The sequence below is a fragment of the Sphaerisporangium sp. NPDC004334 genome (assembly GCF_053602655.1).
The window spans coordinates 130257-153693 of the sequence record NZ_JBSGDZ010000006.1; the positions used below are offsets into that span (position 1 = coordinate 130257).

A 23437-nucleotide genomic window follows, 5' to 3' on the forward strand; every position below is an offset into this window, starting at 1 on the left:
TCCGGTGAGCCGGGCGTTCGATGAGCCGGCGCCGCCCTGTGGGCGGATGCTTCTCGCAGGCGCAGGCGCAGGCGCAGGCGGCGGGGCGGTGTCAGCGGGCGCGGCGTCCGGGAGAGTTCACCAGCGGCCTGAGCGGGTGAGCAGGACGGCCGCGGCGGCGACGCCGGCGGTAGAGGTGCGCAGCACGGTCGGGCCGAGCAGGGCAGGCGCGGCGCCGGCCTCCTGAAAGCTCTTGATCTCCTCGTCGGTGATGCCGCCCTCGGGGCCGACCACCACCACCATGTCGCCGCTCGCCGGCGGCTCCAGGCGCGACAGCGGCACGACGGCCTCCTCGTGCAGGACGGCCGCCGCGGCGGCGCCGCGCAGCAGTGCCGCCACCTGGGCCGTGCTCGCCTGCTCGGCGACCTCGGGCAGGTGGAACCGCCGGGCCTGCTTGGCGGCCTCGCGGGCCGTGGAGCGCCAGCGCGCCAGCGACTTGGCGGCGCGCTCGCCCTTCCACTGCGTGACGCACCGGGCCGCGGCCCACGGGACGATGACGTCCACTCCCGCCTCGGTCATCATCTCGACCGCCAGCTCGCCCCGCTCACCCTTGGGCAGCCCCTGGACGACGACCAGGCGCGGGTCGGGCGCGGGCACCACGCGGCGGCCGATGACCTCCAGCCGCAGAAAGTCCTTCCCGGCGTCGCGCACGGCGCACTCGGCCACCGCGCCCGCGCCGTCGGTCAGGTCGACCCGTTCGCCCGCCCTCAGCCGCCGCACGGTGGCGGCGTGCCGCCCCTCGGGGCCGCCGAGGACGATCTCGTCACCGGACAGGTCGTCGGCCAGGAAAACCGGGACGCTCATCGGCCGTTAAAAGCGTCCCGGAGGCGTGAGAAGAAGCCCTGCTGGCCGGGCGCGAACTTGCCCGGCGGGCGCTCTTCGCCACGCAGCTTGGACAGCTCCTTGAGCAGCTCCTCCTGGGCGGCGTCCAGCTTGGTGGGGGTCTCGACGTTCACGTGGATCAGCAGGTCGCCCCTGCCGGTCTCGTTGAGCCGCTGGATGCCCCGCCCGTACAGCGGGATGACCTGACCCGACTGGGTGCCGGGGCGCACGTCCAGCTCCTCGGCCCCGTCGAGCGTCTGCACGGTGAGGATCGTGCCGAGCGCCGCCGCGGTCATCGGGATCTGCACCGTGCAGTGCAGGTCGTCGCCGCGCCGCTCGAACGTGTCGTGCGGGCGCTCGACGATCTCGAGGAACAGGTCGCCGGGCGGGCCGCCGCCGGGGCCGACCTCGCCCTCGCCGGCGAGCTGGATGTGGGTGCCGTCCTCGACGCCGGCCGGGATGCGGACCTTGATCGTGCGCCGGGTGCGCACCCGCCCGTCGCCGGAGCACTCTTGGCACGGGTGGTGGATGACCGAGCCGAACCCGCCGCACTGGGGGCAGGGCCTGGCGGTCATCACCTGGCCGAGGAACGAGCGGGTGACCTGGGAGATCTCGCCGCGGCCGTGGCACATGTCGCAGGTGTCGGGATGGGTGCCGGCCGCCGCGCCCGACCCCTGGCACACCTCGCACAGCACGGCGGTGTCCACGACCAGCTCGCGCGTGGTGCCGAACGCCGACTCGGCCAGGTCGAGCTCGACCCGGATGGTGGCGTTGCGCCCGCGCCTGGCCCGCGAACGGGGGCCGCGCGCGCCGCCTCCGCCGCCGAAGAAGGCGTCCATGATGTCGCTGAACGGGAACCCCGCGCCGAAGCCCGCCGCGCCGGGGCCGGCCGCTCCGGCGCCGCCGAAGGGATCGGCGCCGAGATCGAACATCTGACGCTTGCTCGGGTCCGACAGGACCTCGTACGCCTGATTGATCTCCTTGAAGCGCTCCTGCGTCTCGGGATCGGGGTTGATGTCAGGGTGGAGCTCACGTGCGAGGCGGCGATACGCCTTCTTGATCTCGTCCTGAGAGGCGTCACGGCGCACCCCGAGGATGCCGTAATAGTCGCGGGCCACTTAGGACCCCGCCAGAATCTGGCCGACATAGCGTGCCACTGCGCGCACCGCTCCCATCGTCACCGGGTAGTCCATTCGCGTCGGGCCCAGCACTCCGAGCCGGGCCAGTTCATTGTCGCCCGAACCGTACCCGGCGGCGACGATCGAGGTGCCGTGAAGCCCCGAGTAGGGGTTCTCGGAGCCGATGCGCACGGTCAGGGCGGAGTGGTCGTTCGCCTCGCCGAGCAGGCGCATGAGCACGACCTGCTCCTCCAGCGCCTCGAGCACCTCGCGCAGGCCGACGCTGAAGTCGCCCGCGAGATTCGCCGCGCCGGCGAAGACGATCTTCTCGTCGTGCCGCTCGACCAGGGTCTCCAGCAGGACCGACAGGATCGTCGTCGCCATCGGCCGGTCGGCCTCGGGCAGCCGTTCGGGAAGGTCGGCGACCGTCTCGGCAACCCGGCCGAGCCTGCACCCGTCGAGGCAGGCGTTCAGCAACGCCCGCAGGTGGGCGACCTGGTCGTCGGCCACCACGTCCGGCAGGTCGACGACCCGCTGCTCGACGCGGCCGGTGTTGGTGATCACCACGAGCATGATGCGCCGCTCGGCCAGCGGCACCAGCTCGACGTGCCGGACCGTCGAGCGGATGAGCGACGGGTACTGCACCACGGCCACCTGGCGGGTCAGCTGCGCCAGCAGCCGCACGGTGCGGGTCACGACGTCGTCGAGATCGACGGCGCCCGCCAGGAACGTCTCGATCGCACGGCGCTCGGCGGCCGACAGCGGCTTGATCTGGGACAGCCGGTCGACGAACAACCGGTAGCCCTTGTCGGTGGGGACCCGCCCCGCGCTGGTGTGAGGTTGGGTGATGTAGCCCTGCTCCTCGAGCACGGCCATGTCGTTGCGCACGGTGGCGGGCGAGACCCCCAGATTGTGACGCTCCGCCAATGCCTTCGACCCGACCGGCTCGTTGGTGGACACGAAATCCTCGACAACGGCGCGCAGAACGGCCAGCTTGCGTTCATCGAGCAACGTGCTCACCTCCCTGCCTCGCGTTCGTGCCTGCGTAAACGCCTGGTCTGGCACTCAGTGTTCCCGAGTGCCAAGTGTACGGCCACGGGCCTCAGGGTGCGATAACTCAGACCGCACCACCCTCCCCACTCTCCCGCGAATCGGCCCCAGCTCCGCCCATCCGCCGGCTTCCCTCCACCACCGGACGAATGGAGCACGTGCCGCGCGGCCGGATGCCCGGGCGGTGACAAGTGGGTTGCTATTCGGCGGCAAGTCATCTGATCCAGACTCGGTTCATGAGCGAGAACGATCCCCGCCTGACCGACGCGACGAGGCGACCGCCGCGTCCGGACTCCTCGGGTCCGCAGGTCACGCCTCCCCCGCCGCAGAGCGCTCCGCCCGGCTCGGGCCCCGGCCCGCACGGCCCCGCCTCCGGCGGCCCGCCGTACGGCGCTCCCGCCGGTCCCTCCCCCTACGGCGCGCCCGCCGGCTCCTCGCCCCACGGCGCGCCCACCGGCGGGCCGTACGGCGCCTCAGGCGGCCCCTCGCACGGGGGACCTTCGTACGGCGGCCCCTCGCACGGCGGGCCCTCCTATGGCGGGCTTTCGCACGGCGGGCCTCCCTACGGTGGGCCCTCCTATGGCGGGCCTTCGCCTTCGTACGGGGGCCCCTCCTATGGCGGGCCCGCGTCCGAGGCGGCGCACCCGCTCTACGCCTCCCCCGCGCCCGCCGCGCCCGGACCGGTGCGGCCGCGGGTGCTGTGGATCGTGCTCGCCTGGCTCGTCGCGGTGATCTGCGGCGTCGTGGGCATCGTGGGTTTCGCCGGCGGCCTGTTCAAGACCATCACCGACGCGGCGCCCACGCAGACCTTCCAGAGCGGCGGCAGCGTGTCGGTCCCCATGGACCCGAAGGACAAGCCCATCCTGTACGCATCCGCGTCCGGGCCCACCGACATCAACTGCCTCGCCGTGGACGGCGCCGGCAAGAAGGTCGATCTCACCTCGCCCAAGGCGTCCCAGACGGTGTCCGCCGACGGCCGGGTGTGGGAGGCCGTGTTCGACATCGGCGTGCCCGCCGCGGGCACCTACAAGGTGAGCTGCCAGGCCGAGGCCGGCAAGCAGGTGCTGTTCGGGGTCGGCAAGTCGCTGACCGCCGACACCGGCGCCCTCGCCGGAGGCGTGGCCTCGCTGTTCCTGATCCCGCTGGCCGGGTTCCTGCTCGCGGTCGTCACCACGATCGTCGTCCTGGTGCGGCGCGGCCGGAACCGCAAGCGGCAGGCGGCGGCCGCCGCCCCCTACGGCGGCGCGTGGCCGCAGGGCGCACCGCCACAGGCATGATCTTTGCTAGCGTGCCCAGGTATGCGGGACTACGGACGGGACGTGCTGGCCGGCGACTGGCGGAGGCCTCTGCGCGGCAAGATCCCCAAGGTCCCGGCCGAGCTCGACCTCGTGGTGGAGGACGCCGAGGGGGGCTTCTGCGGCGCCGTGGTGGCCTGTGACAAGGAAGCCGTCACCCTGGAGGACCGCTTCGGGCGGCGGCGGGTGTTCCCGCTGGCGCCCGCCGCGTTCCTGCTGGAGGGCAGGCCGGTGACGCTGGTGCGCCCGGCGCCGGAGGCCGCGTCCAAGGGGCCCGGCCGCAGCGCGTCCGGGTCGATCGCCGTCGAGGGGCTGCGGGCGCGTGTCGCCCGCGAGAGCCGCATCTACGTCGAAGGCGTGCACGACGCGTCCCTGGTGGAGAAGATCTGGGGCCACGACCTACGGGTGGAGGGCGTCGTCGTCGAGTACCTCGAGGGCGTGGACGACCTGCCCGCCATCGTGGCCGAGTTCGAGCCCGGCCCGGGACGGCGCCTCGGCGTGCTGGTCGACCATCTGGTCCCCGGGTCCAAGGAGAGCCGCATCGCCGCCCAGGTCTCCTCTCCGCACGTGCTCATCGTCGGGCACCCCTTCGTGGACATCTGGGCCGCCGTCAAGCCGTCCGCGGTCGGCATCCGCACCTGGCCCGAGGTCCCGCGCGGGATCCCGTGGAAGGAAGGCGTGATCGAGGCCCTGGGCTGGCGGCTGAAACCGGCGGATGCCTGGCGCCGGATTCTCGGCGCTGTCCGGACTTACACTGACCTCGAGCCGGAGCTTCTGGGCCGGGTAGAGGAGCTGATCGACTTCGTGTCGACCGAGGAGACGCCATGAGCCACCCTCCGAACGACCCCGAGACCAACGCCCCTCACCCCCGCTCCGATCCCCCCACCACACCGGCCGCCCCCCCCCGACTCCGAACTCCCCACCACACCGGCCCCCCACCCCGACGCCGAGCCGCCCACCGTCCGGCACGCCGACGCCGAACCGTTCCCCGCCCGGCACGCCGATGCCCCGTCGGACGCCGACGCGCCACCCCGGCAACCCGGCTTCGAGCCCCCCGCCGTCCGGCCTGGCGAGGTGTCCTCCGCCGCCACGCCGGCCGAGGACCGCGAGTCCGAACCTCCCGGAGCCCCCGCCGAACCCCCCACCTTCGAACCGCCCGCCACGCCCGTCCAGGAGTCTGAAATCGTGTCCTCCGCCACGCCGGCCGACCGCCCTCGCGACGAGCCCGCCGGGTACGGCGCGGAGCACCGGGACACCGGCGCTGCCGAGCACGGGTACGCGCCACCCCCGCCCTACCAGGCGCCGGCATACGAGCAATCCGGTTACGAGCAACACGGCTACGGACAGCCCGGCTACGGGCAGCCTGGTTACGGGCAGCCCGGTTTCGGGCAGCCCGGCTACGGGCAGCCGGGGTACGGGCCGGCGGGGTACCCGGGCGGGCCGCACGTCCCCGGCAGGTTCGGTCCGCGCCCGGGGTCGGACGACACGACCCTGGCGATGCTCGCCCACCTGCTCGGCCTGCTGACCTCCTTCCTCGGCCCGCTCATTCTGTACCTGGTCAAGAAGGACGAGTCGCCCTACGTCCGCGACCAGGCGGCCGAGGCGCTGAACTTCCAGATCACGCTCTTCATCGCCTACGCGGTCTCCGCCGTCCTGGTTCTGGTGATCATCGGAATACTGCTGATGATCGTCGTCGGCATCGGCTCGCTCATCTTGATGATCATGGCGGCGGTGGCGGCCAACCGCGGCGAGAACTACCGCTACCCCTTCAACATCCGCTTCATCAGCTGACTCCTGCCGAACCGCTGATCGCCCGCTGGGCCCCGAGTCGCCCTTCAGTGCGCATGCCTGCCCCTCGCCGGTCAGGTGAGATCTCGGATGAGGGCGTCGGCCAGCAGGCGGCCCTTGAGGGTGAGCACGGCTCGGCCGCGGGTGAAGGGCTCGGGTTGCAGCAGGCCGTCCGCCATGGCGCGGGCGACGGCCGGGCGGGCGGGCGGCGCGATCTCAGTGAGGGGGAAGCCGGAGTCGAGGCGCAGTTCGAGCATCAGCCGCTCGACCTTCCGGTCGTCCTGTGACAGCACCTCGCGCGCGTGACCCGGCGATGCGCCCGCCGCCAGCCGGGAGGCGTAGGCCGCCGGGTGTTTGACGTTCCACCAGCGCGTGCCGCCCACGTGACCATGCGCGCCGGGACCCACGCCCCACCAGTCGCCGCCGGTCCAGTAGAGGAGGTTGTGGCGGCAGCGCGCCTGCTCGGAAGCGGCCCAGTTGGACACCTCGTACCACGAGAAGCCGGCCTGCGACAGCATCTCGTCGGCGATGACGTAACGGTCGGCGGCGACGTCGTCATCGGGCATGGGCAGCTCGCCCCTGCGGATGCGCGCGGCCAGGCGGGTGCCGTCCTCGACGATCAGCGAGTACGCCGAGACGTGGTCGGGCCGCGCCTCGATGGCCGCGGCCAGGGACGCGCGCCAGTCGTCGTCGGTCTCGCCCGGCGTGCTGTAGATGAGGTCGAGGTTGACGTGCGCGAACCCGGCGTCGCGGGCCTCGCGCACGGCCTGGGCCGGGCGGCCGGGGGTGTGCCGCCGGTCCAGGACGGTGAGCACGTGCTCGGCCGCGCTCTGCATGCCGAAGCTGACGCGGGTGAACCCGCCCGCGCGCAGCCGCTCGAGGGAGGCGGGATCGACCGACTCGGGGTTGGCCTCGGTGGTGACCTCGGCGCCCGGCGCCAGCCCGAACTCGCCGTCGATCGCCCGGAGGATCTCGGTGAGATCGCGGGCGGGCAGCAACGTCGGCGTGCCGCCGCCGAAGAAGACGGTCTCCACCGCGAGCTCGGCCTCGCCCAGGACCCTGCGGGCCAGCCGGATCTCCTCGACCGCGGTGGCCGCGTAGTCGGCGCGCGAGGCCCCCGGGCCGAGTTCGGCCGCGGTGTAGGTGTTGAAGTCGCAGTAGCCGCAGCGGGTGGCGCAGAACGGCACGTGGACGTAGAAGCCGAAGGGCCGCGAGCCGAGGCCCTTCAGGGCCTCGGCGGGCAGCTCGCCCGAGGTGGGAACGGCGTCGCCGTCGAGAAGTACGGAAGGCACGCCCCCAGTCTGCCGCCCGCGGAGGCGTGCCCCCGCACCGCCTGTGGACAGGTCACCGACGACGCAGGGGAGATGTCCCCGATGTCCGGCCTGCCGGCCGCCGCCTGTGGACGACCGCGGGGCTCTGGGAAAAGGCCGCCCCGTCGCCCCTCGCGGTGGGCGGCGGGGCGGAGGTCACTTCTTGGCGGCCTTGTCGGCGGCGCCGCCGCTCTCGGTGGAAAGGGCGGCGACGAACGCTTCCTGGGGGACCTCGACGCGGCCCACCATCTTCATGCGCTTCTTGCCTTCCTTCTGCTTCTCCAGCAGCTTGCGCTTACGGCTGATGTCACCGCCGTAGCACTTGGCCAGAACGTCCTTGCGGATGGCGCGGATGTTCTCACGGGCGATCACGCGGGCGCCGATGGCCGCCTGGATGGGCACCTCGAACTGCTGGCGCGGGATGAGGTCCTTGAGCTTCTTGGCCATCTCGACGCCGTAGGCGTAGGCCTTCTCGCGGTGGACGATGGCGCTGAAGGCGTCGACCGCCTCGCCCTGGAGCAGGATGTCGACCTTGACCAGGTCGGCCTCCTGCTCGCCGGAGGGCTCGTAGTCGAGCGAGGCGTATCCGCGGGTGCGGCTCTTGAGCTGGTCGAAGAAGTCGAAAATGATCTCGCCGAGGGGCAGGGTGTAACGGATCTCGACGCGGTCCTCCGAGAGGTAGTCCATGCCGAGCAGGGATCCGCGGCGGCTCTGGCAGAGCTCCATGATCGCGCCGATGTGGTCGGCGGGCGAGAGCAGCGTGGCCTTCACCACCGGCTCGTAGATCTCGGCGATCTTGCCGGGCGGGAACTCGGAGGGGTTGGTGACGACGTTCTCCTTGCCGTCCTCCATGATCACCCGGTAGATGACGTTGGGGGCGGTGGAGATCAGCGAGAGGTTGAACTCGCGCTCCAGCCGCTCGCGGACGATCTCCATGTGGAGCAGTCCGAGGAAGCCGCAGCGGAAGCCGAAGCCCAGGGCGGCGGAGGTCTCGGGCTCGTACACCAGCGCCGCGTCGTTCAGCCGCAGCTTGTCCAGGGCCTCGCGCAGCTCGGGGTAGTCGTCGCCGTCGATGGGGTAAAGACCGGAGTACACCATGGGCCTCGGGTGCTCGTACCCGCCGAGGGCCTCCTGCGCCGGGCGCGCGGTGGTGGTGACCGTGTCGCCGACACGGGCCTGCCGGACGTCCTTCACGCCGGTGATCAGGTAGCCGACCTCGCCGACGCCGAGCGACGTGGAGGGCACCGGCTCGGGCGAGATGACGCCGATCTCCAGCGTCTCGTGCGCGGCCCCGGTGGACATCATGATCGTGCGCTCGCGCTTGGAGAGCTGCCCGTCGATGACCCGGACGTAGGTGACCACGCCGCGGTAGGTGTCGTACACCGAGTCGAAGATCAGCGCCCGGGCCGGGGCGGCGGCGTCGCCGACGGGGGCCGGCACGTGCGCGACGACGTGGTCGAGCAGCTCGCGGACGCCCTCGCCGGTCTTGCCCGACACCCGCAGCACGTCCGAGGGGTCGCAGCCGATGAGGCCCGCCAGCTCCTCGGCGTACTTGTCCGGCTGGGCGGCCGGCAGGTCGATCTTGTTGAGCACCGGGATGATGTGCAGGTCGGCGTTCATCGCCAGGTAGAGGTTGGCCAGCGTCTGGGCCTCGATGCCCTGCGCGGCGTCGACCAGCAGCACCGCGCCCTCGCAGGCTTCCAGCGACCGCGACACCTCGTAGGTGAAGTCGACGTGGCCGGGCGTGTCGATCATGTTGAGCACGTGCCCGTCCCAGGGCAGCCGGACGGCCTGCGACTTGATGGTGATGCCGCGCTCGCGCTCGATGTCCATGCGGTCGAGGTACTGCGCGCGCATCTGCCGGGCGTCGACCACACCGGTCAGCTGCAGCATCCGGTCGGCAAGCGTCGACTTGCCATGGTCGATGTGCGCGATGATGCAGAAGTTGCGGATCAACGCGGGGTCGGTCTGGCCAGGGTGGATGCGCACCGGGGTCCGTTTCGGCAGGATTGACGATGGATCGGGAGGCTGGCGGGCCAGCCGCCACCCATGGTGGCACGCCCGGGTGGTCACCCAGGCAGCGTCACCCGGACAGCAGATGCGCGGCAACACGCGCCCGGAGCCGCCGGCCGAATGGGCCCGTCGGCCACGCGGGCGTGTCGGTGCCGCGCTTCGCCCTCCAGTTTACCGGGCACCAAGACCGTCGAGCTCGTCACTGCGCTAGGATGACGGCGCAGGCGTATGCCATGGTCTGTCGATTTGAGGGCGGCCACGGCATGTTGGTAACCTGTTCACCTGCGTGTGGCGCGCCCTCTCTGCCCGCGCGCCCCATCCACCGACTTTCACCGAGGCTTCTTCGTGGCGAACATCAAGTCCCAGATCAAGCGCAACCGGCAGAACGAGAAGGCCCGGCTGCGCAACAAGGCCGTCAAGTCCTCCCTGAAGACGGCGGTCCGCAAGTTCCGCGAGGCCGCCGAGCAGGGCAACGCCGAGGACGCGCTCGTCCTCATGCGCGCCGCCTCGCGTCAGCTCGACAAGGCTGTCAGCAAGGGCGTCATCCACAAGAACCAGGCGGCCAACCGCAAGTCCGCCATCGCCAAGCGCATCGCCGCTCTGCAGACCGCCGAGTGATCCGCTCGGGCGTCCGCCCGAGCGATCAGGCAGTCCCGCACGTACGGGTATCCCACAACGCCGTGTCCAGGTAGGACGCGGCGTTTTGGCATGCCCGCCCTCCACCGCGCGTGTACGTCCCGGGCTGTAAGCGCTGATGCCCGGACGGCTACGTCCCGGGCGTGAAGGCGGTGACGGCCGGTACGGCGTCCACGGCAAGAGCGGAACGCCGCCGCGACGGGCGTCTCACGCAGGCCGATGGTGTACGGCGTCCGCGGCACGGGCAAACCGCCGTCCGCCGACGTTACACCTGAGATTGTCCCGATTTCGGTATAACACGGCCGTTGCCAGGTGATATCGGGTCCGTCACCTTCCCTTCCCCATAGCCCTTGCCCCACAAAACCGCTCGTAAGGTGCATAAGACGCGAACGGCGCAGGTGGAAGGCGGGCTTCATGCGGGGGCGGACACCTTTGGTGCTGCGGCGTGCCTTCAGTGAGCCTTTGCTGTTGCTGGCGGCGTTCGGCTCGATTTTGCTGGCCACCACCACACTGGTCGCGCTCACCATGTACGCCTCCTCCATCGCGCAGGTCGGCGTGCGCCGGGCGATGGAGACGGCCTCCCCCGACCTCACCGCGATCCGCGTCACCGCGCCCGTCCAGCAGGCGACCTACCAGCGGATCGACCGATCGGTGCGCGACCGGCTGGCCGCGCGCGTGCGTGACGGCGGCGCCGAGGTCCCGCAGCGCCTGACCTTCAGCGCCCGCTCCGACTCCTACGCCATGCCCGGGCAGGAGCGGCGCCGGCAGCCCGATCTGACCCGGTTCGGCGTCTACGACGGCATCGAAGGGTCCGCCCGGCTGGTCACCGGCGCCTGGCCTCGTCCCTCGGAGACCGGGACAGTGGAGGTCGCGTTGTCCGAGCCCGCCGCCCAGGCGATGAACCTGTCCGCCGGGAGCGGGTTCACCGTCGTCGGCCGGCTGGACCACAAGCCCGTGCGCGCGAAGGTGACCGGGGTCTTCCAGCTCCAGGACCCCTACTCCGACCGCTGGACCGGCGAGGACCTGCTGCGCAAGGGCACCGACCGGGGCAACTACACGACCTACGGCCCCCTGATGGTCCCGCGTGCGACCTTCCTGGCCAGGTTCACCGCCACCAGCATCGCCGCCACCTGGACCTCGGTGCCCGACCTGCGCCGGCTGCCGCCCGAGCGCCTGCGGCCGTTCGCCGCCTCGGTGTCCGCCGTCGGCGAGGACCTGCAGCGGGACTGCCGGCCCTGCACGACCTTCACCCGGCTGCCCGACATGCTCACCCAGCTCGACCAGGCCGCGCTGGTCGCCCGCTCGACCATGCTCGTGCCGGTGCTGCAACTGCTCCTGCTCGCCGCGTACGCGCTGGTGCTGACCGCGCGGCTACTGGCCGACCACCGGCGCATGGAGATGGCGCTGCTGCGCTCGCGCGGCGCGGGCAGCCTGCGCCTGACCGTCCTCACCGGCGCCGAGGCACTGCTGGTCGCCGTCCCCTGCGCCGTCGTCGCGCCGTTCCTCGCGCCCGCGCTGCTGAGCCTGGTCAACGCGATCCCGTGGATCCAGGCGGCCGGGGTGCGCATCACCCCCCGGCCGGACGCCGCCACCTTCGCGATCGCGGCCGGCGTCGCGCTGGCCTGCGCCGTGCTGCTCGCCCTTCCCGCGTTGCGCGGCGCCCGCCGGACCTACGTCGAAGAGCAGGCGGTACGCGGCCGGGGCGAGCGGCAGGGACTGCTGGAGCGGGCCGGCGGCGACATCGCGCTGCTCGCGATCGCCGCGCTCGCGATCTGGCAGCTCCAGCACTACGGCGCTCCGGTGACCGCCACCACCGGCGGCGACCTCGGCATCGACCCGCTGATCGTCACCGGCCCGGCGCTGGCCTTGCTGTGCGGCGGAATGCTGGGCCTGCGGCTGGTGCCGCGCGTCTCCCGGCTCGCCGAACGGTTCACCTCGCGGCGTCCCGGTCTGGCGCCCGCGCTCGGCGCCTGGCAGGTGAGCCGCCGTCCGCTGCGCTACTCCGGGCCCGCCCTGCTGCTGACCATGGCGGTGGCGATCGGCGTGGTCTCGATGGCCACCGCCGCCACCTGGCGGACCTCCCAGCGGGACCAGGCCCGCCACCAGGCCGCCGCGGACCTGCGCGTGTCCGGCCCGGTGGAGGCCCCCGAGCTCGGGCCGCTCGGGCGCGGAGCCACCTACGGCGGGCTGGCCGGGGTGAGGGCCATCAGCCCCGTGTACCGGGGGGTCACCTCCTTCTCCGGCGCCAACCCCACGCTGCTCGCCGCCGACGCGGCCAAGCTGGAACGCCTGCTCATGCTGCGCCCCGACCTGTCCTCCGCCTCGGTACGGACGATCGCCGCGCGCCTGACCGCCGGACGGCCCGCGGCGCCCGGCCTGCCGCTGCCCGGCACGCCCAAAAGCCTGTCGATGACCGCGCGGTTCGGCGTGGACGTGCCCGCCGACCGGGCCGGGTACGACGGACTGCGGATCCAGGTGCTGCTGTCGGACGCGCTCGGCGCCCACCGCGAGGTCCAGATCGGGCCGCTGCCCGCCGACGGCCGTTCCCACCCCGTCACCGTCGACCTCGCCGCCCTGGCCGGGCGGACGGGCGCTCTCAGTTACCCGCTGAGCCTGCGCGGGTTCCTCATGGACGTGCCGGTGCCCGCAAGCGGCAGCGGGCTCACGCTGACGCTTTCGGGCGCGCGGACCGACACCGGCGCCCCGGTGATCCTGCCCGAGGCGCTGCGGTGGGGCCCCGTCCTGCGCGGGGAAGGCCACGTCGACGCCTCCAAGCTCACCGCCACCGGCGGCCCGGCGCTGCTCTCGCTCGCCGTCCCGGCGCCCAAGGCGCAGAAGCCGCCCCGGCAGAGCGACCCCGAGCACCTGGCCGTCGTCGCCGCGCCCGCCGCGCTGCCCGCCGCCGACCTGGCCCCGCACCTGGACGGCTCCGCGGGGGCGATCTTCCGGCCGGTCCCGGTCGTGCTCACCGCCGACCTCGCCTCCGCCCAGAACCTCACCGAGGGCAGGACCGCCACCATCAACATGGAGGGCGAGCAGCTGAAGGTCCAGGTGGCGGCCATCGTCGCGTCGATGCCTGGCACGCCGGCGGGGACGCCCGCCATCCTCGCCGACCTGCCGACCATGCTCACCAGGGACGTCTTCGCCGCCCGGGTGCCGCGCGCGGCCGGGGAGTGGTGGATGGCCACCCGAGACGGCGACACCGCCGCGGCGGCGGCCGAACTGGCCCACCACCCCGAATGGGACCAGACCGTGGTGGACCTCGGCTCGCTGACCCAGCGGCTGAGGGACGACCCGCTCGCCAGCGGCCTGCAAGGCGCCCTCATCCTCGGCTTCGTCGCCGCGCTGATCTTCGCCGTGCTCGGCTTCCTGGTCAACGCCGCCGTGGCGGCGCGGGAGCGGACGGCCGAGTTCGCGATCCTGCGCGCCCTCGGCATGAGCTTCCGGCAGATCTTCGGCCTGCTGGCCGTCGAGCAGACCTTCCTCATCGGGCTGTCGCTCGCGGGCGGCACGGTGCTGGCCATCGCCGTCGCGAGCCTGGTCGTCCCGCACATCGTGCTCACCGGGCAGGCGGTCTCGGTGACCCCGTCGGTGCTGCTCGACATCCCCTGGCCGGCCACCGCCGCCCTGCTCGCCGTGGTCGCCGCGCTGCTGTTCGCCATCGTGGGCGGTCTCGCCCGCTCGCTCCGCCGGCAGGGTCTCGGCCGGGCACTGCGGATCGGAGAGGACCGATGAACCCGCTGCTTCTCCTCAGGGTCCACCGGGGCGCCGCGACCGTACTGGCGCTGCTGGCGCTGAGCGCGACGCTGCTGGTGTGCGCGCTGCCCCGGGCGTTCGAGCGGTCCTACGACGACGCCCTGCACGGCGTCCTGGACAACACCGCGGCCAACCTCACCGACGTCACCGTCGAGGTGCGGGCGCCCAGCACCAGCGCGCTCGGCACCGAAAACGCCTTCGCCGCGGGCGACCGGCACTTCCGCGGCCTGCTGCCCGCCCCGGTGGCGCAGGTCATGGACCACGGGCCCACCGCCGACAGCCACTACGGGGCCAAGACCACGGGCACCCCGGTCGCGGGCCGCCTCGAGGGCGGCGAGCGCCCGTACCAGTACGTCGACATGGCCTGGCTGTCCGGGGCCGACCGGCGGATCCGGTACGTGGCGGGCGCGCCGCCCGGGGCCCCGGTCACCCTCGCCCGCGTCCCCGGCCGCCCGGAGCTCACCGACGTCACGCTCTTCGAGATCGCCCTGTCCACGCAGGCCTCCGACAAGATGGGCATCCCGATCGGCGCCACGCTCATCCTGGGCAACAGCCGTCCCTCGCTCGCGCGGGTCACCGGGCTCTACCAGGCCCAGAACCCGCGCGACCGCTACTGGCAGCACAATCACGACCTGCTGAACGTGACCGTCCGGCGCCAGCCCAAATCCGACTTCGAAGAGAACTACATCACCGGCCTGACCAGCCCGCAGTCGCTGGCCAAGCTGAGCGGCGAGGCCCGGGCGCTGAGGTACCTGTGGGTCCTCGGCGTCGAGAACAGGGCGCTCACCGCCCGCAGCGCCGCTCCGGTGATCGACGGCATCGGCGCGTACCTGCGGACGATCGTCACCGACGCCAACGGGCCCATCACCTACGACCCGCAGATCCGCATCGCCCCCTACGACCTGGACACTGCGCTGCCGCAGGTGCTCGGACAGTTCCTCGACCGGCTCAGCACCGCGCAGACGCTCATGTTCCTCATTCTGGGCGGCCTGATCACGGTGGCCGTCGGCGTCCTGGCCCTGGCCGTGCAATTGCTGGCCGAACGCATGCGGAGCGGCCTCACCCTGGCCCGAGCCCGCGGCGCGTCGCTGCGCCAGATCGTCCTCACCGGCACCGGCGCCGTCACCTTGGCGCTGGTCCCCTCGGTGCTGGCCGGCTACTGCCTGGCGTTCGCCTTCCCCGGGCCCGCCACGCCGATCGTGCACGTCGGCCCGCTGCTGATCACGCTGGTCACGATCGCGTTCACCGCCGCCCGCCTGGCCGCCGGCCACCGCAGTCCGATCGAGGACCGCCGCGACGACGTGGTCGCGCGCCGCCCGTCCCCGCGCCGGGTCGCCCTCGAGGTCGTGGTGGTCGTGCTCGCCCTGGCCGGCGCCTACCTGCTGCGCACCCGCGGGCTCACCACCCAGACGCTGCGGCAGGGCGCCGACCCGTTCCTCATGCTCGTGCCCGCCGCGCTCACCGTCGCCGCCGCCCTCATCACGCTGCGCTGCTACCCCTACCCGCTGCGACTGATCGTCTGGGCCGCCGCCCGCGCGCGCTCCGCCGTCCCGTTCGTCGGGCTGACCCTGGCGGCCCGCGCCAGATCGGTCACCTCGCTGCCCGTGCTGATCCTGCTGCCCGCGCTGACCGTCTCGGTGTACGGAGCGGTCGTCGGCGGCGCGCTGGAGCAGACGCAGCGGCTGGCCGCCTGGCAGGCCACCGGGGCCGCCGCCCGGGTGGAGGCGTCCGCCGAACTGCCCGCCGACGTCGTCGAACGGGTCCGCCGCGTGCCCGGCGTTCAGGAGATCCTCCCCGCGGACAAGGGCATCGCCCAGGTCGGCCTCGGCGGCAGGACGGCGACCGTCGTGGCCGTCGACCTCGACGCCTACCGGCGCATCCTGGCCGGGAGCCCGCTGAACCCCCCGCACGCCGCGCCCGGCCTGCCGGGCCCCGCCATCCCCGCCCTCGTCTCACCCGACCTGGCCGGCATGACCTCCTTCGAGATCGGCTGGCACGTCCGCATGAAACTCACCAAGGCGGGCGTCATCCGCGAAGGGCTCCCCGGCGTGAGCTTCACGGTGAACAACCTGATCGTGGTGCCCTACGACGCCTCGAAGCGGGCCGGGTTCCGCACCTTCACCAACATGCTGTTCATCGCCGGCCAGGACATCGACGGCGCCAAGCTGAAAGCGGCCACGGGCAACCGTCGCGACATCCTGGTGTCCACCTTCGACGAGTCGCTGCGCCAGGTCACCGCGACGCCGCTCGCCGGCACGATCATGACCAGCTTCCGCGTCGTGACCGCCGCCCTGGCCGTGTACGCGCTGCTCACCGTCATCATCGCGCTGGTGATCGGCGCCGCCGAGCGGGCCCGCGCCCTTTCCTACCTGCGCACCCTCGGCCTGTCCGAACGCCAGGCGTCCGCCCTGACCGTCCTGGAGATCACCCCGTTGATCCTGCTCACCGCGTGCGCCGGGCTGGTGCTCGGCCTGGCGCTGCCCTCCGCCCTAGGGCCTGCCATCGACCTCAGCGCCTACGCCGGCGCCCTGACCGTCGGCGACTACCGGCTCAGCCCCACCACACCCGTCCTGCTCGCCGCCGGACTGGCCGCCGTGTCCGTGCTCGGCGCGTTCCTGCACGCGAGGTTCGGCGCCCACCGCTCCCTCGGCTCGGCCCTGCGAGTGGGCGAATGACCGCCACACCGACACCGCCCACCGGGGAGGCACAGTGAACACACCGGGCGCAGTGAACACCGGCAGCATGGACAGCGCCGGCACGTTGGACACCCCGACGCTGTCGGAGCTGGAGGAACAGGCCGGCAAGGCCGGGCCCGCGTTCGGCGAGCACGCGCACATCCTGTGCGACAACCTCGTGCGCATCTACAAGACCGAGGGCGTCGAGGTGGTCGCCCTGCAGGGGCTCGACCTTCTCATCGAGCAGGGCGAGCTGATCGCCATCGTGGGCGCGTCCGGCTCGGGCAAGTCCACGCTGCTCAACGTGCTGTCCGGGCTGGACGTCCCCACCGCGGGCGTCGCACGGGTGGCCGGCACCGACCTGCTGTCCATGACCGCCAAGGACCGCCTGCGCTACCGGCGAGAGATCGTCGGCTTCATCTGGCAGCAGACGGCGCGCAACCTTCTGCCCTACCTGACCGCCCGGGAGAACGTGCGGCTGCCCATGCGGCTCGGCGGCAGGCGCGCGGGCGCGGCGCGCGCCGACGAGCTGCTCGAACTGCTCGGCGTGGCCTACTGCGCCGACCGCAAGCCGACGGAGATGTCCGGAGGAGAGCAGCAGCGGGTGGCCATCGCCGTCGCCCTGTCCAACTCCCCACAGGTCATCCTGGCCGACGAGCCCACCGGCGAGCTGGACACCGAGAACTCCGAACAGGTCTTCGCCGCGTTGCGCCGGGCCAACCGGGAGCTCGGCGTCACCGCCGTCATCGTCACCCACGACGCGCTGGTGTCGGAGCAGGTCGACCGGACGGTGGGCATCCGCGACGGGCGGACCAGCAGCGAGACGCTCCGCCGCGCCTCCTCGGACGGCAAGATCATCGCCGAGGAGTACGCGGTCCTCGACCGGGTGGGGCGCCTGCAGCTCCCCAGGGACTTCACCAACGCCCTGGACATGGAGCGCCGCGTACGCCTGGAACTCGAACGCGACCACATCGGCGTATGGCCGGACAAGCCACAACCGGGGGACTCCGAATGACCACCCAGCCGAACGACCCCGCCCCCCACGACGCCACCCCCGGTGGCCGGGCCCCCCGCCACGACGCCGGCGCGCCCCTCCACGAGGGCGGCGCCCACGGCACCGGCGACCACCCCTCGCCGGAACCCGCCGCCGAACCCGCCCGCGCCCCCGAGGCGCCACCGGCCCAGCGGGCCACCCCCCACACAGACCACCCGCCGAGCGGCCACACGGGCGAGGCGGCGACCGACGGCCGCACGTCGGAGGCGCTCGTCCTCGTCCGAGGGCTGCGCAAGGTCTACAACAGCGGTCCCAAGGAAGTCGTGGCCCTGGACGAGGTCTCCTTCGAGGCCTACCCGGGCGAGCTGATCGCGATCAGGGGACGCTCCGGATCGGGCAAGACGACTCTGCTCAACCAGATCGGCGGCCTGGACCGCCCCGACGGCGGACGCGTCGTCGTCGCCGGGCGCACCGTCACCGAACTGGCCGAATCAGGACTGCTGGAGCTGCGCCGGGACGTCATCGGCTTCGTGTTCCAGTCGTTCGGCCTGATCCCCGTCCTGTCGGCGGCGGAGAACGTCGGCGTGCCCATGCGGCTGTCCCGCGTCCCGGCCGCCGAACGCGACGAGCGGGTGCGCATGCTGCTGTCGCTGGTCGGTCTCGAGAAGCACCGGAACCAGCGGCCCTACGAGCTGTCCGGCGGTCAGCAGCAGCGCGTGGCGATCGCGCGGGCGCTGGCGAACCGTCCCAAGCTGCTGATCGCCGACGAGCCGACCGGCCAGCTCGACTCGCAGACCGGCCGCCAGATCATGCAACTGCTGCGCGCCCTGGTCCGCAGCGAAGGAGTGACCGCTCTGGTCGCCACGCACGACCCGGCCCTCATCACCCTCGCCGACCGAGTCCTCCATCTCCACGACGGCGCCTTCATCACCCCCACCCCCATCCCCACCCCGGCCTGAACCTCCCAGGGGGCCGTGGTCGGTCAGCGGCCGGTGCGGCTGGCGACGATTAGCTGCACCGTTCGCTCCAGCGCGTAAGCGGGGTCGGTGCCGCCGCCTTTCACCTGTTCGTCCGCGGTGGCGACGGCCTGTACGGCGCGGGCGAGCCCCTCCGGGCCCCACCCGTTGAGCTGGCGCTTCACGCGGTCGATCTTCCAGGGAGGCATGCCGAGATGGCTCGCCAGCTGCCCGCCGCGCAGGTTGCGCGGAGCGCCGCCCACCTTGGCCAGCGACCGTACCCCGCCGGCCAGCGCGCTGACGATCAGCACGGGGGCCACTCCGGTGGCGAGCGCCCACCGAAGTTGTTCCAACGCCTCGCCCAGCCGCCCCTCGACCGCCTTGTCGGCGACCGTGAAACCGCTGACCTCGGCCCGCCCTCGGTGGTACCGCGCGACGGCCGCCTCGTCGATCGCCTTGCCGGGGGTGTCGAACGCGAGCTGCCCGCAGGCCGCGGCGAGCTCGCGCAGGTCGTTGCCCACCGCGTCGAGCAGCGCCTGGGCGGCGTCGGCGCTGATGGTGCGCCCGGCGTGCCTGATCTCGTTCTTGACGAAGTCGAGCCGCTCGCCGGGCTTGGTGATCTTGGTGACGGTGACGACGGCCGCACCGGCCTTCTTGACCCCTTCGACCAGGGCCTTCCCCTTCACCCCGCCTGGATGCACCAGGACGACCACGGCGTCCTCGGACGGGTTCTTGGTGTAGGTGACGATCTCGGCGATGACGTCCTTGCCCAGATCCTGCGCGGATCGGAACACGACGACGGCCCGGTCGCCGAACAGGGACGGGGAGGTGAGCCTGGTCAGCTCCCCCGGCTCGACCTTGCCGCCGAACAGGTCGTGGACCTTGGCCTCGGGGTCGTCCGCCCGCGCGGCCGCGACGACCGACGCCACGGCCCGGTCGGCGAGCAGCTCCTCATCTCCGACGACGAGGGTCACGAGTGCTGGTTGCGTCGCCATGCGAGCAGCATCCCACGCCCGCGAGCCCCAGCGGCAACCGACCGGAGACCACCCGGCCGGCCCCCGCACGGGCGACCGGATTAAGACCTTCCGGCCGATGACGGCGGCCTGGAAACCTGCCCGCCCAAGTGTCCGCGAACGGCGGAAAAGAAGGATCAGACGGGAATCTCCGCCGCGCCGATCGGTTCGGCCGGCACAGAATCGGCGTGCGTCATCGAGTTCAGCTTCAGGTTGCACTCCCTCGCCGGGTCAACTAGTGACTTCAGCGATCACGCAGGAAATCATGTGAAAGAGACGACCAGGAAAGGCGAACCTCGGAGGGCGGTCCGTGAACGGTGAGGGTACGTACCCCGGCTTAGGCGAGGCGATCGGCACCGCGCTCCGGCGCTCCGCCGGAACACGGCCCCGACGGTGGTTGCTCGCGATCACCCTGGTCGTGGGCCTGCTGGCCACCGTGGGGCTGAGCATGACACTGCCTCCCGCGGATCGGACGTTCGCCACGATCATCGAGCCGGTGCAGAGCCTGATGTCGGTCACGGTGCCGTTCCTCGGCGTGCTGCTGGCCGGCGACCTGTGGAAGGCGCCTGGTACGGCCCGTCCCCTGCCGTCCTTGCTGGCGGCGACACTGCTGGCCGCTGCCGTCGGTGTGTTCGGCCTGGTGGTCTGCGCCCTGGCGCTCGCGGTGGCTTCGTCCGGTTCTGCCGCGGATCCGTGGCTCAACGCCGGCACCGTCACCGCGGGGAGCGTTCTGGTGCAGATCGTCGGCCAGCTGGTGGGCACCGGGCTGGGTCTGCTGGTTCGCTCGCCGGTGATCGCGTGCCTCGCCACCCTCGCGCCGATGGGCCTGTGGTGGGTGCTGGGCGCCGTCGACTTCCTCCGCCCCGCCCAGGCGTTCACCCCGTACGCCACCCTTCGCAATCTGCTCTCCGGCCACATGAACCCGCTCACATGGACGCAGTGGGTCGCGGTCCTGCTGATCTGGGGCGTGGGCCTGAACGTTCTTGGCGCGGCCCGGCTCAGGCGGAGTCAGCAGCCGACACCGCGAGCGGAATACGCCTGAGCCCGGCGTAACGCCCTCCTCGAACTTGAAGCGAGCCGACGCCACCGGCCCCACGATGCGGAATACGCCTGAGCCCGCGTAACACCCTGCTCGAACTGACGCGAGCCCGCGCCACCGCCCACGGTACGGAACACGCCTGAGCCCGCGTAACACCCTGCTCGAACTGACGCGAACCGGCACCACCGCCCACGATGCGGAACACGCCGCAGCCTGCGTAAGGCCCTGCTCGATCGGCGTGAACCGGCGCCATCGGTCCCACGATAGGGAGAAGGATCGCCGGAGGGATGGGCCACCGCACACGAGCAAGAGGCCCAACCGGCGATTTCCCATGTTCCGGCAAAGCCTGGATCCCACGACTCACGGCTGTACCAGCGGTAACGCTGCAAGTCATCAGCAATCCAACTGCAGGTAGTGTCGGGCAAGTTGGTAGCAACGGACAACGGAAGAGGAGGTGAATTCCACCATGAACAAGCGCCGTCACAGCTGTCCTCGCTGCGGAGCGATGCTCGACGAGGGTCCCATCCTGTACCGATGCGCTCCCTGCCGTCGTTCGGTGTATGCCGCCGACCTCGACACCGAGTTCCACACCGAACACACCACCGCACTCCGCTGACCGCCATTCCAGCAGCGGTCGTCGAAGACGCCCAATGACCACCCAGGCTCCGCTCGCCGACACCGCGCCCGGCCGCGAAGAAGCCCGGCGCGCCACCTTCAAACGGCCGCGGACAAACGGCCCCGGATGACGATCGGGTCTGAACGACGGCGAAAGACGATCGTCTCAACGGCCGTGGGTGACGATCGCCAGGTGTCCGGCGTCGGAGATCACCGCCACGTCGCCGTGCTGGTCGGTGCGGTAGACGCGCATGCCGAGGTCGTGCAGGCGGCGCATCGTCACCGGCGCGGGGTGTCCGTAGTCGTTGTCCGCGCCGACGCTGATCAACGCCGCCCGGGCGCCCGTGGCGGCGAGGAAGGCGGGATCCTGGCGTGCCGACCCGTGGTGGGGCACCTTGAGGATGTCGACCCTGGGAAGGCCCTGGCGTAACAACTCGGCCTGCGCCTCGATCTCGACGTCCCCGGACAGCAGGGCCGACCCGGACGCCCATCGCGCGTGGACGACGATGCTGGCGTTGTTGGCCATCGAGCCCTCGCCGGGACCCGCCGACATCGCCTCCGGCGCCGGTCCGACGATGCGCAACTCGACCGGCCCGAGACGCCAGCTCATGCCCGGCGAGGCCGCCCACTCGGGCACGTGCCGACGGCCGAGGTCGGCGGACACCCGCGCGCTCTCCTGATGAGGCTCATGTCCCGGACTGACGACCACGGCACCGACCCTTCTGCCGCGGAACACCCCGTCGAGCCCTCCCACGTGGTCGAGGTGCGGATGGGTGAGGATCACCAAGGGCACCTGTTCGACGCCCAGCGTGCGCAGGCAATGGTCGACGGTGACCGGGTCGGGCCCGGCGTCTACCACCACGGCCCTGCCTGCCCCCGCCGACAGCACGAGTGCGTCTCCCTGGCCGATGTCGCAGCTCACCATGAGCCACCCTCGCGGCGGCCAGGGCGCGACGGCCGGACGGACGAAGATCAAGGCGACCGCCAGGCCCACGGCGACGGCGCACGCCACCAGCCGCAGAGCCGCCCGGCGCAGCACCACCCACCCCACCACGGCCAGGACGACGAGCAGGAGCAGGCCGATCACCCCGCCGGGCCACGGAATGGCGGCCGCCGGGACGCCGGCCACCTGGCGGGCCACCAGGATGATCCAGCCGACGGCGTACCCGGCTGGGCGGACGAGCCATCGCGCGGTCTCCAGGTGGGCGGGCGCCACGATGGACGCCGCGAACCCCAGGACCGTCGCCGGGGCCACCGCCGGCCCGGCGAGCAGGTTGGCCGGGATGGCGACCGGTTCGAGCTCCCCCGCCATCAGCACCAGCAGCGGGGTGACCGCGGCCTGAGCCGCGCAGGGCACCGCTATCGCCTCGGCCGCCCAGCGTGGCATCCGCCGGGACATGCGCTCGCGCCATCGGGGCGCGAGCGTCAGGATGCCTCCGGTGGCGAGGACCGACAGCGCGAAGCCGTACTCGGCGGCGAGCGCCGGGTCGAACATGACCAGCCCGAGCACGGCCGCCGACAGCGCGGTGACACCGTCTCCGGCGCGTCCGGTGCCGAGCGCGACGGCGGCCACCGAGCCCATGACCAGCGCCCGCAGCACGCTCGGCGAAGGGCGGGCGACCACGGCGAAGCCGACCATGGCGACGATGGTGAGCACCGCCCTCACCGCCAGCGGCAGCCCGGCGACGCGCCCGACCGCGAGCACCATCCCCGCCACGATGGCCAGGTTGGCTCCGGAGACGGCCGTCAGGTGGCTCAGGCCCGCCGTTTTGAGATCGTGCCTCACCTGCTGGTCCAGGAGGGACACGTCGCCGACGACCAGCCCCGGGAGGAGTCCGCGCTCGGCCGGGGGCAGGACGGCGCAAGCCTGCCTCAGCCCGTCACGTAGAGCCGCTGCGGCCCGCTGCGGCGGCGACGGGCCGCTGAGCACCTCCGGCGGCCTGCCGGCGAGGATGACGGCGGCCGTCAAGACCTCGTCGTCCGCGGGACCGAGCCTGCCGTGGACGCGGACCCGCTGACTCGGCAACAGGGACGCCCACTGCGCCGTTCCCTCAGCGAACACCACCACCGGCGCCGACGTGGTGAGACGCATGCCGAAGGCTTCCACCCGCTCGACGGAGCCCTCGACGATGACCCGTTCGCGGCGTACCAGCCCTCGCCGGCCGGGCAGGACGCGGGGGTCGGCCGTCAGCGACATCTCGACCGTGACCACCGCCCGCTTCCGGGCGAGATCGGCGACCGGCCCGGAGGTCACCGCATGGACCCGGAAGGCGACCGACCCCGAGACGGCGGCCACGCACCCGAGCACGCCAACGAGC

General features: G+C 72.4%; 16 protein-coding genes. 9 read left to right on the forward strand and 7 right to left on the reverse strand.

Features of this window, described 5'->3' with window-relative positions; translation table 11 throughout:
• Positions 1–117: 117 nt before the first annotated feature.
• The 3 genes from ACWEN6_RS09160 to hrcA are packed head-to-tail and all read right to left on the reverse strand — an operon-like array spanning position 118 to position 2990.
• Positions 118–843, reverse strand: coding sequence for a 16S rRNA (uracil(1498)-N(3))-methyltransferase (locus tag ACWEN6_RS09160; protein WP_452569718.1), 726 nt, complete (start codon positions 841–843; stop codon positions 118–120).
• Positions 840–1979, reverse strand: a complete 1140-nt coding sequence (dnaJ, locus tag ACWEN6_RS09165; protein ID WP_452569719.1) for a molecular chaperone DnaJ — start codon at positions 1977–1979, stop codon at positions 840–842. The genes ACWEN6_RS09160 and dnaJ overlap by 4 nt, the downstream gene beginning before the upstream one ends.
• Positions 1980–2990 carry a heat-inducible transcriptional repressor HrcA gene (hrcA, locus tag ACWEN6_RS09170; protein WP_452569890.1) on the reverse strand — a complete coding sequence of 337 codons (1011 nt, stop codon included), beginning with the start codon at positions 2988–2990 and terminating at the stop codon, positions 1980–1982.
• A gap of 275 nt (positions 2991–3265) precedes the next feature.
• On the opposite strand from hrcA, the gene ACWEN6_RS09175 reads away from it, so the two are divergent.
• From ACWEN6_RS09175 to ACWEN6_RS09185, 3 genes are all read left to right on the forward strand, one after another.
• Entirely contained in the window at positions 3266–4306 is a 1041-nt protein-coding gene (locus ACWEN6_RS09175) for a hypothetical protein (protein WP_452569720.1), read from the forward strand.
• Between the two features lie 21 nt (positions 4307–4327).
• Positions 4328–5152 carry a DUF3097 domain-containing protein gene (locus ACWEN6_RS09180; RefSeq protein ID WP_452569721.1) on the forward strand — a complete coding sequence of 275 codons (825 nt, stop codon included), beginning with the start codon at positions 4328–4330 and terminating at the stop codon, positions 5150–5152.
• Between the two features lie 357 nt (positions 5153–5509).
• Entirely contained in the window at positions 5510–6115 is a 606-nt protein-coding gene (locus ACWEN6_RS09185) for a DUF4870 domain-containing protein (protein ID WP_452569722.1), read from the forward strand.
• Between the two features lie 71 nt (positions 6116–6186).
• Here ACWEN6_RS09185 and hemW read toward each other — a convergent pair whose 3' ends face one another.
• Both hemW and lepA read right to left on the reverse strand, forming a co-directional pair.
• Positions 6187–7404 (reverse strand): radical SAM family heme chaperone HemW, encoded by a 1218-nt coding sequence (hemW, locus tag ACWEN6_RS09190; RefSeq protein ID WP_452569723.1) that lies wholly within the window; start codon positions 7402–7404, stop codon positions 6187–6189.
• A gap of 174 nt (positions 7405–7578) precedes the next feature.
• Positions 7579–9411, reverse strand: a complete 1833-nt coding sequence (gene lepA / locus ACWEN6_RS09195) for a translation elongation factor 4 (RefSeq protein WP_452569724.1) — start codon at positions 9409–9411, stop codon at positions 7579–7581.
• 369 nt (positions 9412–9780) lie between these two features.
• On the opposite strand from lepA, the gene rpsT reads away from it, so the two are divergent.
• The 5 genes from rpsT (at position 9781) to ACWEN6_RS09220 (ending at position 18455) form a co-directional block, all read left to right on the forward strand.
• Positions 9781–10053 (forward strand): 30S ribosomal protein S20, encoded by a 273-nt coding sequence (rpsT, locus tag ACWEN6_RS09200; RefSeq protein WP_452569725.1) that lies wholly within the window; start codon positions 9781–9783, stop codon positions 10051–10053.
• Between the two features lie 480 nt (positions 10054–10533).
• A complete protein-coding gene (locus tag ACWEN6_RS09205) occupies positions 10534–13806 on the forward strand; it encodes an FtsX-like permease family protein (protein WP_452569726.1) in 3273 nt (1090 codons plus the stop codon).
• Positions 13803–16502: an FtsX-like permease family protein gene (locus ACWEN6_RS09210; protein WP_452569727.1), complete on the forward strand. Its 2700-nt coding sequence runs from the start codon at positions 13803–13805 to the stop codon at positions 16500–16502. Before ACWEN6_RS09205 ends, ACWEN6_RS09210 begins: the two co-directional genes overlap by 4 nt.
• Positions 16503–16536: 34 nt before the next feature.
• On the forward strand, positions 16537–17517 hold the full coding sequence (locus ACWEN6_RS09215; RefSeq protein ID WP_452569728.1) for an ABC transporter ATP-binding protein: 981 nt from the start codon (positions 16537–16539) through the stop codon (positions 17515–17517).
• Positions 17514–18455 (forward strand): ABC transporter ATP-binding protein, encoded by a 942-nt coding sequence (locus tag ACWEN6_RS09220; RefSeq protein WP_452569729.1) that lies wholly within the window; start codon positions 17514–17516, stop codon positions 18453–18455. Before ACWEN6_RS09215 ends, ACWEN6_RS09220 begins: the two co-directional genes overlap by 4 nt.
• Positions 18456–18478: 23 nt before the next feature.
• On the opposite strand, the gene holA is transcribed toward ACWEN6_RS09220, so the two are convergent.
• Positions 18479–19447 (reverse strand): DNA polymerase III subunit delta, encoded by a 969-nt coding sequence (gene holA, locus ACWEN6_RS09225; protein WP_452569730.1) that lies wholly within the window; start codon positions 19445–19447, stop codon positions 18479–18481.
• Between the two features lie 415 nt (positions 19448–19862).
• Here holA and ACWEN6_RS09230 point away from each other — a divergent pair, with 415 nt between their 5' ends.
• Positions 19863–20507, forward strand: a complete 645-nt coding sequence (locus ACWEN6_RS09230; protein ID WP_452569731.1) for a hypothetical protein — start codon at positions 19863–19865, stop codon at positions 20505–20507.
• Between the two features lie 778 nt (positions 20508–21285).
• On the opposite strand, the gene ACWEN6_RS09235 is transcribed toward ACWEN6_RS09230, so the two are convergent.
• Positions 21286–23427: a ComEC/Rec2 family competence protein gene (locus ACWEN6_RS09235; protein ID WP_452569732.1), complete on the reverse strand. Its 2142-nt coding sequence runs from the start codon at positions 23425–23427 to the stop codon at positions 21286–21288.
• Positions 23428–23437 lie beyond the last annotated feature (10 nt).